Below are 16,466 nucleotides of genomic sequence, written 5' to 3' on the forward strand. Positions count from 1 at the left end.
GAGGTATAAAACGAAGATGTTTGTAAACGTTCGAGAGTTTGGAGCAAAGGGCAATGGTATTGACAAGGACACAGAAGCTTTTAAAAAGGCTATTGAGGAGTGTGAAAAGCAGGGTGGAGGCACAATTTTTGTTCCAGCAGGTATATATCATATAGGTGCAATCCATCTTAAAAGCAACATGACACTTTACATTGAAAGCGGGGCTGTGTTGAAATTTTCACAGGATGAAGAGGACTATCCACTTGTATATACCCGCTGGGAAGGCGAAGAGATGCAGGTTTATTCTCCTTTGATATATGCTGAAAATGCTGAAAACGTTGCAGTAGTGGGATTTGGCACAATTGATGGACAGGGCGAAAAGTGGTGGCGTCTTCACAGAAATAAAGAGTTAAAATATCCAAGACCTCGTTCTATCTGTTTTTACAGGTGCAACAACGTCACTATCGAAGGAATAAAGATTGTAAACTCTCCAAGCTGGACGGTAAATCCCATAGAGTGCCAGAATGTCACAGTTCACAACGTAAAGATTCAAAACCCTTATGACTCGCCAAACACAGATGGGATAAATCCGGAGTCGTGCAAGGGCGTCAGGATATCAAACTGCTACATAGACGTGGGTGATGATTGTGTGACATTAAAATCTGGTACTGAAGATTGTAAACAGAAAATTCCCTGTGAGAACATCACCATCACAAACTGTATAATGGCTCACGGACATGGCGGAGTTGTTATCGGAAGTGAGATGAGTGGCGGGGTTCGAAATGTTGTCATTTCAAACTGCATTTTTGAGGGCACAGACAGAGGAATAAGAATAAAGACAAGACGAGGTCGTGGAGGAGTTGTTGAGGATATAAGAGTTTCGAACATTGTGATGAAAAATGTGATGTGTCCGTTTGCGTTTTATATGTATTATCACTGCGGCAAGGGCGGAAAAGAAAAGAGAGTTTGGGACAAATCTCCTTATCCTGTTGATGAATCGACCCCAATTGTAAGGAGGATTTATATAAGCGATGTGGTTGTAAGAGAGGCAAGAGCAGCAGCAGGGTTTTTATACGGTCTTACAGAGATGCCAATTGAAGATGTTGTATTTTCAAATGTCACAGTTGAGATGGCGCAAAACCCTGAGCCTGAGCTTCCTGCTATGATGAGCTATTTAGACCCCATGGCAAAAAGAGGGTTTGTTATAAATACTGTTAAAAACATTAGATTCATGAATGTTTCTGTGATGAACCAGGAAGGTGCTGCTTTTGAACTTAACAATTGTGAGAATGTAGAGTTTTACAGATGCAGGGCAAAAGATACAGCAGATTATTCTAAGATTTTGAGTCTGAACAATACAATGAATCTGATTGCCGAGTAGAAGTACAGTACCTTAAAATTGTCCAGGTCACTTTAAAATTTTCCGCATGTAAATTACTGGAATGTCTAAAAAATCTGAGTTTTTCTGAGCTTTTATATGGGTTTAATATTTTCAGTATGGTTTTAATAAATTCAGCTACTCTCGAGTGAAAGGAGGTTGATATAATTAAAATGAAAACAAAAAAAATAAGGAGGAATCAAAATGATTTGTTCAAGAACGTTTATAAGATCAAAAGAATTTTTTAAAGTTGTGGTATTGCTGGTATGTATTGTTTTTATCATTTCAAGTATAGGCATGCTTTCGCCACAATCAAAAGCCTTAGCCACCACAAAAAAAGTTACTCTGACTTATTTTGTTCCTATGAGTAATGAAGCTTCTCTATTTTACAAAAGTTTTGCTGAAATACCATGTTATCAGTTGATGGAAAAAGCTACGGGAGTAAAATTTGTTTTTAAACATCCACCTCTTGCTGCATCTGCTGCACAAGACCAGTTCAATTTAATGATAGCTTCTCGACAGTTAACTGACATAATAGAATGGGGATGGGATGGCTATCCTGGAGGTCCTGAAAAAGCCATCATTGACAAGGTAATTGTGCCGTTGAATGATTACATACCCAAGTATGCACCAAATTTAAAAAGACTTCTTGATAAAAACCCTCAAATCAAAAGGATGGTAAGCTCAATTAGTGGAAAAATCTATGGTTTCCCTGCTTTAAAAGAAACGCCAATAGATGCATATTACGGTCCTCAGGTTAGAAGGGATTGGCTTGAAAAACTTAAAATTGCTCCGCCAGAGACAGTAGATGAATGGTATAAAATGTTGAAGGCGTTTAAAACCAGAGACCCGAACGGAAATGGAAAAGCAGACGAAAGACCTTTTTCAATGTTAAGAGGTGCTGCAAATCCGAGAGCTGTTTTTGACTATTGCAGCTTTTTAGTTGGGGCGTGGGGAATAAAAACAGACTTCTTCCAAGTAAATGGAAGAGTTAAATATGGAGCAATTGAACCTCAGTTTAAAGAGTTTATGAATACTTTGGCAAAATGGTGGAAAGATGGGTTGATTGATCCAGATATACTGACGATGAATCAACAAACAATTCAAGCAAATGTTTTGAGCGACAAAATTGGAGCATATCTGGGGATAATTTCGGGGCATATGGGTGCCTTTTTAGCAGCAAAGAAAGGGACAGACTTTGATTTAATAGGTGTGAAATATCCAGTACTGAAAAAAGGTGAAATAGCACGAATCGGTCAAAATGAGTATCCTTTTACGGGAAGAGCAGCAGCAATTACAACCAGCTGTAAGAACATAGAGGCAGCATGCCGTGCGCTCGACTGGGCTTATAGCAAGGATGGGTATATGGCTTTTAATTTTGGTGTAAAAGGAAAATCTTATATGATTAAAAACGGCCGACCAATTTATACCGATGAAATTCTTTACAACCCGCAAGGATTAGGGCCAAAACAGGCATTAGCTAAATATGCGCTGATTTATGGTCCGTTTGTCCAATCCAGGGAGTATACATTACAAATCAACTTGCAGTTGCCTCAACAAAAAGAAGCTTCAAAGAATTGGGGTATGGTTAAAAATGATATTGCATTAGGCCCAGTTTCGCTTTTCTTTACCCCAGAAGAGACTAAAGAAATTGCAAATATTATGAATACCATAAATACTTATTATGATGAGATGTTTTTGAAGATGATGACAGGCAAGTATAATAATTATGATGCTTTTGTAAAAACTCTAAAGAAAATGAAGATAGAAGAAGCTATAAAGATTTATCAGAATGCTTATAACAGATATATGCAAAGAAAATGATAGAAAACAAGTTACTTTACTACAACAAATAACTTAAAATCACAGAAAACTACGGTAAATACTGATTGAGTCATTTCTCGCCTTGATGTAAAATTTTGGTTTATTTTTGAGACTTTATTCTTTTAATCCACGGGTGAGAAATGGCTCAATTTATGTTTACACAACTGTGGGATCTTAACTTGTTCAAGGTGTTCAAAAAACACTACTCTTATTATGATTTATTCACAAAACAAAGAAGTAATTTTATGATACCTATTGTAAAGTAAAGTACCTTTTTAAATATATTTGACCATGTTATTATAAAATTGCACAATCAAATCTATTAAAACAAAACAAACAGTAGGCGTTTGCAAAATAGGTGGTGATTGAAGGTAAAAGGCACCAATACTAACATGAAATACAATCAAGATACAAAAAGAAAAGAGAAGTGAAAACCAAATATTATCAATACCAACAAAAATAATCAGCAACAAACATATGACAAAAATTAACAACTTCAAAAAAGACAATAATATCCTAAGCCTTCTTAACTCCTTGTTTTAGAAGGTTAAGTAAAAACAAAACCAGAAATTTTTTGTAAGAAATAGATTTAAAAAATAGTAGTATTAAGCGATAAGTTTTTTGAGCTTGTTAAGTTTTTTGATAGTCAATTTAGAGCAATAGAGTTTGATATTGTGAGCGAGAATAAACAAGAGCGAGAAAGTAATGGCAGATAGCAAGAAATCAGAGAAAATAGAAATATGGTCATAAGTAGAGATAGTATCAGAGCCCATGTAGGATTTCAGGTGGTAAATAGTCTGCTCTACAGCGACACGTTTTTTGTAGAGGTCAAAAAACTCTTGTGAATTTCTGTTGATACCTGGGAAAGAGCGAAAGTTATCTGGGTATGTATAGAACATTCTACCCGATTTAGAGGTAGTACAAGGCTGAGGGCAAGAGCAGATGCGTTTGCCATCTTTGTATTGTGACATAGGGCAAGTCCATTTAAGGCGCAAAGAGCGATTTTTACCCTGACATTTGCCTTCGGGTTTAAAAGGTTTGTTGAACTTTTTGCAGATAGGGATACCATCTTCAGAAATAACGATATTGGGGTCTGATGTAGGTGTAGTATTTTTAGAAGCTCTTGTATTTAGTGGAATAACGATTTTGGAGAAGTTAAAGGTATTTTTTAAAGTGGAGTATATGTTGTGGGAATCCAAAGCACTGTCGGCGATGAAAGTGGAGAAATTTTTGGGGATATAAGAGAATAAAGTTTCGAGCGAAGGAATTAAACCTTTAGAGTCGGAGATAGCTTTTGCTTCTTGTGGGTCAGAGGAAGGGGAATCATAGTTAAACAGAGGTACTAAAGCTAAAGGGATACCGAGAGCGTTGGTAATGACTGCAAATTTTAAAGCCCAGCAGAAATGGCCATTTACAAACATAAGACGGATGTTAGAATTAGCGTTAGCAGTTTTAGGCAAAGAAGAATAAACGAGAGAGTAGACTTTTTCAGAGGGAAGTTCAGGGTTAGCTTTTGAGGTATTTTTCAGCAGTAGATGAATGAATTTAGGATTGTTTTCACGAACCTTTGGGACAATACCTGTTGTGTCGAAGATTAAGATTGAAGAATCTTGAGGGCATTGTTGGATGGAAATATTATGTGCATGGATAGAGATATTTTGAAAAAGTTTATGGATTTCACTTGCAAATATTTTTCTAAAGCGAGAGAGAGTAGAGATAGAAGGGACATTGCCATGAAGATTACAAAATGAGCGAAGTTCGAATGAGTTGAGTAAGACAGCACGAAGCTGAGTTAAAGTATTGAGTTTGAGCAATTTTTGGACGAGGAAGCAACAAAGCATAGATTCTAAAGAGAAGTATCTATGCTTACCGAAATATTTGTAGTAGGCATTGTAGAAAGAAGAAGGTATATAATGTGACAAGTCAATGAATTTATTGAACAAGCCCAAGAGGCTTTCAGGCTTGTAGAGAGCCGAAGCCTTTAGGTGGGAGAATAGGTCTATGAAAGAAAGTTGTTTAGGTTTGGTGTTGAACATTTTGGAACCCTCCTCATAGTAGAAAATTTGTTTTATATAATCATATTTTACTACAATTATGAGGAGGGTGACCAGTCTTTTTTGATTCTATGTAAAGCTTGATAACGCTCATCTTGAGCGTTTTTGCAAAAGGCTATTAAAACAAAACAAACAGTGGAGGGAGGAAGTCAAATTGATAAAAAGCAAAAGGTTAATTGCTCTTCTTGTATTAGTAGTTTTTACTATGTCACTCTTCTTTGCCTTTTCAATCAAAGGGTCTGAGAAAGCTAAGGCAGCATCGAAAAAGGTTACACTCAGGTTCATGTGGTGGGGCGGCGAGGCAAGACACAAAGCAACTTTGGCAGCAATTCAGGCGTACATGAAGAAATATCCCAATGTAAGAATTAATGCAGAGTATGGTGGTATTGAAGGGTACATGCAAAAGCTCATCACCCAGCTTGTTGGTAGAACAGCCCCAGACATAATCCAGATTGACGTTACATGGATAGGTGAGTTATCAGCACAGGGGGATTTCTTTGCAGACCTTAAGACTTTTAAAGAAGTCAACTTAAAGCCATTTGAAGAGAAGTTTTTAAAAGACTGGTGTTATTCAAACGGAAAACTTATAGGGCTTCCAACAGGTGTGAATGCTTCAGCTATTCATTACAACAAGGACTTCTTCAAAAAATTTGGAATTCCGGAGAACAAGACGTGGACATGGGAAGATATTTTGACAATAGCCGAAAAAGTTCATAAAAAAGATAAAAATTATTATCTTTTGAACTTTGATGCAACGGTTTGTTATTATCTTTTAAAAACGTATGTGCTTCAGAAAAAAGGTGGAAAATGGATAAATGATGATTACACAATGGGATTTGATAGAAAGACACTAATTGAAGCATTCACTTATATTGATAAACTGTTTAAAGTAGGTGCTATTCAACCATTTTCAGAGAGTGCACCATTCCAAGGAAAACCTGAGCAAAATCCAAAATGGTTAAAAGGCGAGCTTGGGATGCTTTGGAATTGGACTTCAACCTTTGCAGCCAACAAAGCAAATATACCAAGCCTGTCTATGACAATGATACCTATAATGAAAAATGCCAAGAGCACAGCTGTAACTGTAAGACCGTCCCAGCTTTTAGCGGTGAATAAATTGTCCAAGAATCCAAAGGAAGCAGCCAAGTTTATCAACTGGTTTTTAAATGATAAACAGGCTGCACTAATATTGAAAGATGTCAGAGGTGTTCCAGCAAGCTCAACAGCCAGAGAGGCACTTGAAAAAGAAAAGGCATTAGACCCAGTCATAACACAAATAACATCGGAGGCTCTAAAAAGAGCTGCACCACCTGAAAATGCACTTTCACAAAATCAAGAGCTTGAGAAAATAGCAACAGATGTTATTCAGCAGCTTGCTTACAAGCAGCTGACACCAACTCAAGCAGCTGACAAGCTCATGGCACTTTATAAACAAAAATTAGCTGAGATAAAGAGATTGCAATCCCGATAAAGCAATTGGATGTGTATGGGGCTGTCAAAGAGGCAAAAGCCCTCCCGCTTTTGAGGTTGGCAGCCCCTTTTTGTTCAGGCTTTTAGCGTTATAGCATTTTTCTTTAAAAAAGGAGTGACAAATAAATGACAGCACGTTTGAGAAGAAAAGATTTGGTTGGCCTTTTATATGTTTTGCCATGGCTTGTGGGATTTCTTGTTTTCAAATTGTATCCTTTTATAATGTCATTTGTGTATTCCTTTTGTGACTATAGCATGCTAAAACCACCTAAGTTTGTAGGGCTGTACAATTTTATTTATATGCTCACAAAGGATGAACTGTTTCCAAAAGCACTTGTTAATACTCTGAAGTATGTTATAATAACCGTTCCACTCAAGATTTCGTTTGCACTTTTTGTAGCAATAATATTGAACATGAAATTGAAGGGAATTAATCTTTTCAGAACAGTATATTATCTTCCTTCTATCTTTGGTGGGTCTGTTGCAATCTCAATTTTGTGGAGATTTTTGTTTATGAAAGAAGGTATAGTGAACAAATTCTTAGGTCTTTTTGGGATAGAAGGTATAAACTGGCTTGGAGACCCAAGGATAGCGATGTTTTCGGTTAGCCTTCTTGCAGTGTGGCAGTTTGGGTCATCGATGGTGCTATTTTTAGCAAGGCTAAAGGAGATTCCATCAGAACTTTATGAAGCGGCATTGGTTGATGGAGCATCAAGATTAAAAATGTTTACAAAAATAACTCTTCCCATGATTTCTCCTATAATGTTTTTCAACCTTGTGATGCAGACCATAAATGCTTTCCAGGAATTTACAGGACCGTACATCATCACAGGCGGTGGACCTGTCAATTCCACCTACCTTTTGAGCATGCTCATATACGACAATGCCTTTAAATATTTCAGAATGGGCTATGCAGCAGCACTTTCCTGGGTCCAGTTTGTAATAATTTTGATATTTACAGCGTTTATCTTTAGGTCTTCTACCTATTGGACATACTACGAGTATGATGAGGGGAGGTTCTAAGAAAGATGTACTCCCAGAGCAAAAAAGCAAAAAATACAATTTCGCTTTTTATAACTTATGCATTTTTGATTCTATTTGGACTGTTTATGATTTATCCACTTTTGTGGGTTGTATCTGCGGCATTTAAATCAAATGATGAGATATTCAAATCGCTGTCTTTAATTCCACAGAAAATTGTTACAGACTCATTTATAAAAGGATGGCAGGGGACAGGGCAATATACCTTTGGCAGATTTTTTGCAAATAACTTCATACTTGTTGTCCCGGTTGTATTTTTTACAATAATATCCTCTACTCTTGTCGCATATGGTTTTGCAAGGTTTAATTTTCCACTGAAAAGATTATTTTTTGTGATACTAATTTCAACATTAATGCTGCCAGACTCTGTAAACCTGATTCCAAGATATATTCTTTTCAATGCATTTGGATGGGTAGATAGTTACAAACCCTTTATAATTCCATCCATGTTTGCATCAACTCCATTTTTTGTGTTTATGATGATACAGTTTATGAGAGGGCTCCCACGCGAGATAGAAGAAGCAGCTATAATTGATGGCTGCAACTCTTTTCAGATTCTTTTGCGCGTAACAGGACCTCTTTGTAAAACAGCAATGATTTCAATGGGAATTTTCCAATTTATCTGGACTTGGAACGACTTTTTAGGACCGCTCATCTATATCAACAGCGTTGAAAAATACACAATTGCTCTTGGACTTAGAATGTGTGTTGACAGTGCCGCTGCAATTGCTTGGAACCAAATCATGGCTATGACTGTAATAGCAATGCTGCCGTGTATTATCATCTTCTTTGCTGCTCAAAAATACTTTGTTGAAGGAATTGCAACAAGCGGAATAAAAGGTTAAAGTAAGATATTGGTTTTGTGAAGGATATTTGAATAGTGTTATAATTTTAATTGCAAGGTGTTTTAAAATAAAAGGGGGCAGACCCTATATGTCTTACAAAATGATTATTGTTGAAGATGAAAGCGAAATAAGGGAGGGACTTTTTACCTGCTTTCCATGGGATAAGCTTGACTTTGAAATTGTTGGCCTGTTTGAAAATGGAAAGCAGGCTTTAGATTATATTTTGCAAAATAAGGTTGATGTTGTTTTTTGTGATGTAAAAATGCCTGTGATGAGTGGAATTGACCTTGCAAGGGTTTTGTTTTTAAATAACATCCCTGTAAAAATAGTTTTTATCAGTGGTTATCAGGACTTTGAATTTGCTCAAAAAGCCATGAAATATGGTGTGAGGTACTACATAACAAAACCAGCAACATATGATGAGGTAATAGAGATATTTGGACTAATAAAAAAAGAGCTTGACCTGCAGTCGAAAAATCCGCAAACTCACAGTGAAGAGGTAAAAAAACAAGATTTAATTTCTATTGACAATCCTGAAAATGTGATTGAAACTGTGAAAGAGTATATAAAAAGAAACTATAAAGAGGCTACACTTGAAGATGCTGCAAAGCTTGTCTATATGAACCCTTACTATCTCAGTCGCCTTTTTAAATGCAAAACTGGTAAGAACTTTTCTGATTATCTGATAGAAGTCAGGATGAGAAAAGCTCTTCAGCTTATGAAAATTCCTATGTACAAGCTTCATGAGATAGGTGAAATGGTTGGTTACAAGAATCCAAAGAACTTTACCAGAGCTTTTAAGAAATATTTTGGCAAGTCTCCTTCAGAGTTTGTTCAGGAGAGATAAAGTGCGATGATAAGAAAAAATGGAGTTTATAAAAGCAAGATTTTTAAAAAGAATTTTGTACAGATAGTTATTGTTCCTATTGTGATAATAGCTATTCTTGGGCTTTTTTCGTGCATCATTATAGAACAATACGTCAAAAATGAGATAAACAAAAATTTGGAGACAGTGCTAATACAAAGTAAAAACAATGTCGAGCTTATGCTGGGGGAGATAGACTATCTTTATATGGTATTTGGAATAAACAAAGATGTCACCCTTCAGATAAAAAGAATTTTGAATTCATTGTATTTTTCTTTAGAAGATATCTGGCAACTTAACATGTTCAAAAATGTTTTAAATTCGATATCTTATACAAAGCCGTTTATACATTCAATCTATGTTTATTTCGAAAATCCTGAAGGGAATTTTATAGTTACCCCAGACGGAATAACCAATTTTCAGTATTTTTACGACAAGCGCTGGTTTGACCAGTATAAAAAATGCAAAGAGTTAATGTGGGTAGAAAGAAGAAAAATTCAGCCTTACAACTTTACTGAAGAGTCAATTGATGTTTTGACAATATACAAGAAGATAAAATCCGCATATTCTGATGTGGATGAGGGTGTCATTGTTCTTAATTTGTATTACGACCAGGTAAAAAAGTCATTGAGTCTTCAAAGTTCAATCCCTGAGCATGCAATGTACATATTGGACCAAAATGGAAATGTTCTGGTATCAAATGAATCGGAGAGCTCTAATGTCTCAAGTTTAGTCCTACTGAAAAAAGGAACAGACAACTATCTCACAAAAAGATTAGAGTCAAAAAAATACAACTTGACCTTTGTTTCAGTGGTTTCCAAAGATTATCTTTACAGCATTCCTATCAGGCTTTTCAAGGTGACACTGGAGCTACTTCTAATTTTTATAGTTATCGCTTTTGCTGCCTCATATTACATTGCTAAAATAAATTATAGAAACATTAAAAAGATTATAGATACAATAAATTCAGCAACAGAAGGAAAACCACCAAAAGAGACTAAAATTACTTCAAATGATGAGTATGGATATATCATGTATAATGTAATAAAGAACTTCATTGAAAAGCATTATTTAGTAGCACGACTTCAAGCTTTAGAGCTTTTAGCTCTGCAGGCCCAGATTAATCCTCATTTTTTGTTTAATACCCTTGAGCACATATATCTTAAAACTTTGGCTCTAACAGGCACTCCAAATGAAATTACAAGAATGATAGAAAACCTTTCGGCAATACTCAAGTATTCTCTGAGCAATCCAAAAAGCACTATATTTTTAAGAGATGAAATTAAAGCTACAAAAGCTTATATTGAGCTTGTCAAAGCAAGATATAAAGAAAAGTTTGATGTATTTTGGGACTATAGTGAAGATGTACTTGATGTAAAAGTGATGAAACTTTTATTCCAGCCATTAATTGAAAATTCAATCTATCACGGGATAAAACCTTGCGAAAAGAGATGTGGAATAAAGATTAGAATTAAGAAACTTAAAAATGATTTTGAACACATTGCCATTTGGGTGGTTGACAATGGAATTGGGATGAGCAAGGAAAAGTTAGAAGAGGTGCAAGGCAGGCTTTCACAGGATTTTGACTTTTCAGAGCATATTGGACTTTTAAACACCAATGAAAGGTTAAAACTCATCTATGGCAATAACTTTAAACTCAAGGTTTGGAGCAAGCTGGGTTTGGGGACAGTTGTTAAAATAATTCTTCCTATTGATTTTGAATACCGAAAGGAGAATGGGTAGATGCTAAAAAGACAGGATATTTATATCCGCGACCCTTTCATTATGCCTGTGAAAGAAAAAAGAGTATACTACATGTTTGGTACAACTGATAAAAACTGCTGGGGCGATGAAAAAGCAACAGGTTTTGATTATTATGTGACATCTGACCTTGAAAATTTTAAAGGACCGTATCCAGCATTTAGACCCCCTCAGAATTTTTGGGCAGACAGAAATTTCTGGGCACCAGAGGTGCATTTTTATAACGGCAAGTATTATATGTTTGCAACTTTTTGTTCACCAGAAGGAAAAAGGGGAACTGCGATTCTTGTTTCAGATACTGTAGAAGGACCATATGTTGAACATAGTATTGGACCTGTTACACCAAAGGATTGGATGTGCCTTGATGGAACACTTTACATAGATGAAGATTCAAATCCCTGGCTTGTATTTTGCCGTGAATGGGTTGAGGTTTATGATGGTCAGATTTTAGCAGCAAGACTTTCAGATGATTTGAGAAGGATAATTGATGAGCCCATTTTACTCTTTACAGCCTCCAGCGCACCATGGACAGCAAGTATAAGAGTTAAAGATGGCAGAGAATGTTTTGTGACAGATGGTCCGTTTTTATTCAGAACCCCAAACGGCGCTCTTTTGATGCTATGGTCAAGCTTTGACAGAGAAAGAAGGTACTGTGTTGGAGTTGCAAAATCACTGTCAGGCAATATTATAGGTCCATGGCAGCACAAACCCGAGCCAATTTTTTCTGATGACGGTGGTCATGGCATGCTTTTTAGAACCTTTGAAGGTGATCTTATGCTTTCAATCCACACTCCAAATTCAAGGGGCAATGAAAGGCCTTTGTTTATAAGGTTGAATGAAGATGATTGGGAGAATTTATAAGACATAGTAAAAAAAGGCTTATCCAAAGGGGGTTGGATAAGCCCTTTTGACTTTTAAAATAGCTTTTCAACATCCAAACTATTGCTATCAACAGGTATCATATAAAAGCAAAATTCAAATTTCTCATCTTTGATTAAGTACTTCTCAAGCGGGCCGGGGCCACAGCTCTGGCTTCCGATACCACCAATCTTAAAGTCAACATTCACAACAATTCCATCTGCTTTTGTCAGCTCATATGTGTGTTTTGCTTTTGTGAGCACATCATCAGTATATTCTCTTGCACTGAAGTTAAATGTTGGCACACCCTTAATACAAAGTCCTATTCCATAGATGTTGTATACAAACGCCCATCTAACGTTGCACCTGTTTCCATATTCCTGGGGCATTATATATGGAACATACATATCTTTTATAGCCATGTCATATACTCCCACAATAGCGCTTTGTTTTATATCAGGATAGTTTTCGTGAGGTCCCCTTCCGTAATATTTGACATATTCAAACTCTTTTGGCATCATAAACTGCAGTCCTATCTTTGGAAGTGGCGGAAGTTCTCTTAGAGCCCGCGCATATACATTTGTTTCTATAATTCCTGATTTAAAAACCTTGTAGCTTATAGTCACTTCAAATACAGGCTTTACTGAATATGCGCCATATACCGAAGTTGTCTCTGCCTTGAAGTATTCACTGTGCTCTTCAAAACTAACATTTACAATTCTTCTTTGAAGCTTGTCAAATCCAGCTTTTATCCATTCATTTTTGATGTGCACATCGTTGTCTGTTGGAGCCCTCCAGAGATTGAACCTTGGTGAGGATTTTATAAAATCAAGACCGTTGTACTTCAGGCTTATCAAATCACCTGTCCGTCTGCAAAACTCTAATAAAGTGCTGCCAGCAAAAACCTCAACTTTGTCAGGAGAATTTACCACTTCAAACCTGTTTTGCTTTGAGAAAATAATATTTACCTTTTCAATTTTTTGCACGGCATCTTGAGGAGTGCCTTCTTTAAGTGCAATCTGCGTTTTTGTGATAACAAACCCCCTCTTTGCCCAAGGCATCGAATTTTTAAGCTTTGCTGTGAAGGTAATAAAAAGCTCTTCCTTGCAACTTTCTAAAACTTCTTTGACTTCATCAATTTTGACCTCTTTTGAAGAGTGAGGCAGTACATCGCTCACATCAACAAAGCCCTCTTTTACAACCCTGCCACCTAACAGAAGTTCCCATTCAACTTCAATGTGATTCAAAGATATAAAATCATACCTGTTTGTGATCTTGAAAATTCCGCTTTCTTTATCTAAAAGCTCAATAACAACTGGTTCGTAAACTTTCTTGAGCTCAATCATCCCGGGAGATGGAGTTCTGTCAGGGAAAAGAAGTCCGTCTATACAGAAGTTACCGTCGTTTGGCTCATCTCCAAAATCCCCGCCGTAGGCATAGTACTCTTTCCCATCAAGTGTCTTTGTGAAAATTCCGTGGTCTGCCCACTCCCACACACATCCACCTAAAAGCCTTGGGTGTTTGTATATCACGTCCCAGTACTCTTTGAGGTTTCCAGGACCATTTCCCATTGCATGTGCATACTCACACATGAAAAATGGCCTTTTTTCTTGCTTCTTGCCCTCTTCTTCAAGTTTTTCTACTGGTGGATACATTACACTTACAATATCCACAACCTCAGCATCACGGGCACATTCATAATGAATAGGACGGCTATTATCATATGACCTTATCCACTGTGCCATTTTATCATGATTTGGACCATAGCCAGACTCGTTTCCAAGCGACCACATGATGATTGATGGATGATTTTTGTCCCTCTTTACCATCATCTTTGCCCTTTCAACAAACGCATCTTCCCAAGCAGGGTCTTTTGCCAGAAGTCCCCAGTCACCAGCTGCTCCAAACCCATGTGTTTCTAAATCAGCTTCATCAATCACATAAATTCCAAGTCTGTCGCATAGTTCTAAAAAATAAGGATGGTTGGGATAGTGTGAGGTTCTTACGCAGTTTATATTGTGCTGTTTCATCAAGGTTATGTCTTCTTGCATCATCTTCCTTGTCACTGCAAATCCAACTCTCGGGTGCATGTCATGCCTGTTGACACCTTTGAGTTTAATTGGAACATTATTTAGGTAAAACACGCCATCTTTTATCTCGATTTTCCTAAATCCAAAGTTTTGAGGAATAATTTCCAAAATACCGCCGGAGCTATCTTTTAATTCTACAATTAATGTGTAAAGGTTGGGTTGCTCTGCACTCCATAGTCTTGGACTTTCAATTTGAAATTCAAAAGCTACAGAAGCTTGGCCATTTGCAGAAAGTCTTGATACTTTGTTTGAGCTTTTGATTAAAGTTTTATCAAAGAAAACTTGTACCTCTATACTGAATTCTTTTTGGTCATTGCTTCTGTTTTCAATTTCAATCTCAGCAGTCAAGTATCCTTCTTTGAGGTCATCACTCAAAATTGGTTTTAAATACACATCTCTTACAAATACCTTTGGTCGCAGAAGAAGATACACATCTCTGAATATTCCGCTCATTCGCCACTTGTCCTGGTCTTCCAAGTAAGTTCCATCTGAATATTTTAAAACAACAACTGTGATAGTATTTCTTCCTTCTTGGACAAATCTTGTTATGTCAAACTCATGCATCATGTGAGAGACCTTTGAAAAACCAGCAAACTTACCGTTAATATATATAGCTTGTTGAATAAAAGGGATTAACAGAAAAGACAATAAATAGATATATAAAAAGCCATCCTCCTTGAGGTAAAATTACGATAAGAGAAGACTAAAAACACCTAACAAAGGAGGATGGCAATGTCTAATTTTATTAAAACACAAAAACAAAAATTTTTAAAGATACTTATGACAATTGAGAAAGTAATAAAAGCCCTGGGATTAAAGATAAAGAGCAGCAGGAGAGGAAGACCGAAGAAATTTAAGCTAAGCCATATAATAGCTTGTTTTGTTTACAAAGTCAAAAACAAGATAAACAGCTTCAGGGAATTAGAATACAAGATAAATGAAAATGAAGAATTTAAAAAGGCTATAGGGATAGAGAAGAGCCCTGATCATTCATATTTTTCGAAATGGGCAAAGGTAATTGAAGAAGGGTATATAGAAGGGATAGCAAGAATTTTAGTGAGAGAAATAGTTCCGCAGACAAAAGTTTGTGCTATAGATTCCACACCTTTGAGAAGCTCGAGGGGTGACAAAGAGGCAGAAGTAGGAGTATGTGTTAGTTTAGGTTTTTACAATGGGTATAAATTACATGTGTTGGCAACAGTTGAAGATGAGGTTATACCTATAGTATGGTGGTTGACACGTGCAAATATCCATGACAGTAAAGTAGTAGAACTTTTGTATGAAGCTAAGATATTTGGACCTGAAGTAATATTAGCGGATGCAGGTTATAATTGTGCGAAGTGGTTTGAGGTGGCAGATAGACTTGAGATAAAGTTTGTAGCGGCGGTAAATAAGAGAAATAGTAAGGATTTTAGTAATGTAAAAAATATTTTGAGGGTAAAAAATATGGAATTTTTAAGAAGTGAGGAAGGACAAAGGTTATATAAGCAAAGGACAAAAATTGAAAGATTATTTGGGAAGTTAAAAGGAGAATACAATTTAGAACAAATAAGGTTAAGAGGTTTTAGAACATATAAGAGGCATGTGGACTGGATAATGATTACTTATTTGATAGAGGTCTATATTCAAAAAATTGAAAACTGTAAATTTTCTTTTAAATACACGTGGAATAATTTATAGTTCTATATAATAACATTAATGGTATAATTATTTATTCAACAACTTGGTTAATATATACATAAAATGCTGAGTCTACCCCTTCAAATACAACAAATATTTCTTTGTCTAAGTCTTGTTGAGAAATATAAAACTCCCTTTTATAGACACCTGTTGGGTTTATATCTGGTACAAACGGTGGGTCGACAGGGATGGGATATCTGGTATTTGTATAAATTGGTATGTCATAGCCAAACATCTGAAAGTTACTTGGGACAATAATTTGGTCAAAATTACAATTATTTGTATCTGTCAAGATTATATCCTCTGTCACCATACATGGATTTTCAAAAAGTTTAAAATACCACTTTCCATTCAGTAGCCTGAAATGATTTGAAAGCTCCCATTCGTTTTCTAAAGCTTTTTGAGGATTGTCAAAAGGTATAAAAGAACTTCTTGGCTCTTCCATATTTATGTGCTGGATTTTGGGATTTTGATAGTAATTTTTGTCAAGCATTAATTTCACCTCACATTTTTAAAATAACTATCGTTTTTATATACATTATTCATTTTAATTTATCAACAGGTGCACATACAATATCAAAAAACTAAAAATGATATAAAGATATTAAGCTAAACCACATG

11 protein-coding genes and 1 pseudogene are annotated in these 16,466 nt (G+C 36.0%); 9 read left to right on the top strand and 3 right to left on the bottom strand.

The features are described 5' to 3' along the window. Positions 1–16: 16 nt before the first annotated feature. Both CALHY_RS00680 and CALHY_RS00685 read left to right on the top strand, forming a co-directional pair. Positions 17–1,360 (top strand): glycoside hydrolase family 28 protein, encoded by a 1,344-nt coding sequence (locus CALHY_RS00680; RefSeq protein ID WP_013402111.1) that lies wholly within the window; start codon positions 17–19, stop codon positions 1,358–1,360. Between the two features lie 201 nt (positions 1,361–1,561). Beyond that, positions 1,562–3,181, top strand: coding sequence for an extracellular solute-binding protein (locus tag CALHY_RS00685; protein WP_013402112.1), 1,620 nt, complete (start codon positions 1,562–1,564; stop codon positions 3,179–3,181). 605 nt (positions 3,182–3,786) lie between these two features. Here CALHY_RS00685 and CALHY_RS00695 read toward each other — a convergent pair. Then, the gene (locus CALHY_RS00695; RefSeq protein ID WP_013402019.1) at positions 3,787–5,217 is read right to left on the bottom strand and encodes an ISNCY-like element ISCahy1 family transposase; all 1,431 of its coding nucleotides are present in this window, start codon (positions 5,215–5,217) and stop codon (positions 3,787–3,789) included. A gap of 172 nt (positions 5,218–5,389) precedes the next feature. Here CALHY_RS00695 and CALHY_RS00700 point away from each other — a divergent pair, with 172 nt between their 5' ends. The 6 genes from CALHY_RS00700 (at position 5,390) to CALHY_RS00725 (ending at position 12,078) form a co-directional block, all read left to right on the top strand. Then, positions 5,390–6,706 (top strand): ABC transporter substrate-binding protein, encoded by a 1,317-nt coding sequence (locus tag CALHY_RS00700; protein ID WP_013402113.1) that lies wholly within the window; start codon positions 5,390–5,392, stop codon positions 6,704–6,706. 125 nt (positions 6,707–6,831) lie between these two features. After that, entirely contained in the window at positions 6,832–7,728 is an 897-nt protein-coding gene (locus tag CALHY_RS00705) for a carbohydrate ABC transporter permease (protein ID WP_013402114.1), read from the top strand. Positions 7,729–7,733: 5 nt separating this feature from the next. Continuing rightward, positions 7,734–8,591, top strand: coding sequence for a carbohydrate ABC transporter permease (locus tag CALHY_RS00710; RefSeq protein ID WP_013402115.1), 858 nt, complete (start codon positions 7,734–7,736; stop codon positions 8,589–8,591). An 88-nt stretch (positions 8,592–8,679) separates the two neighbouring features. Continuing rightward, on the top strand, positions 8,680–9,438 hold the full coding sequence (locus CALHY_RS00715; protein WP_013402116.1) for a response regulator transcription factor: 759 nt from the start codon (positions 8,680–8,682) through the stop codon (positions 9,436–9,438). A gap of 6 nt (positions 9,439–9,444) precedes the next feature. Beyond that, entirely contained in the window at positions 9,445–11,199 is a 1,755-nt protein-coding gene (locus tag CALHY_RS00720) for a cache domain-containing sensor histidine kinase (protein ID WP_013402117.1), read from the top strand. Continuing rightward, positions 11,200–12,078 carry a glycoside hydrolase family 43 protein gene (locus CALHY_RS00725; RefSeq protein WP_013402118.1) on the top strand — a complete coding sequence of 293 codons (879 nt, stop codon included), beginning with the start codon at positions 11,200–11,202 and terminating at the stop codon, positions 12,076–12,078. A gap of 53 nt (positions 12,079–12,131) precedes the next feature. On the opposite strand, the pseudogene CALHY_RS00730 reads toward CALHY_RS00725, so the two are convergent. After that, a pseudogene (locus CALHY_RS00730) lies at positions 12,132–14,777 on the bottom strand (glycoside hydrolase family 2 TIM barrel-domain containing protein); the annotation flags it as partial. Positions 14,778–14,897: 120 nt separating this feature from the next. Here CALHY_RS00730 and CALHY_RS00735 point away from each other — a divergent pair. After that, entirely contained in the window at positions 14,898–15,845 is a 948-nt protein-coding gene (locus CALHY_RS00735) for an ISNCY family transposase (RefSeq protein ID WP_013402119.1), read from the top strand. 31 nt (positions 15,846–15,876) lie between these two features. On the opposite strand, the gene CALHY_RS00740 is transcribed toward CALHY_RS00735, so the two are convergent. After that, positions 15,877–16,338: a sugar-binding domain-containing protein gene (locus CALHY_RS00740; protein ID WP_041723069.1), complete on the bottom strand. Its 462-nt coding sequence runs from the start codon at positions 16,336–16,338 to the stop codon at positions 15,877–15,879. Positions 16,339–16,466 lie beyond the last annotated feature (128 nt).

The sequence above is a fragment of the Caldicellulosiruptor hydrothermalis 108 genome (assembly GCF_000166355.1).
GTDB classification, from domain to species: domain Bacteria; phylum Bacillota; class Thermoanaerobacteria; order Caldicellulosiruptorales; family Caldicellulosiruptoraceae; genus Caldicellulosiruptor; species Caldicellulosiruptor hydrothermalis.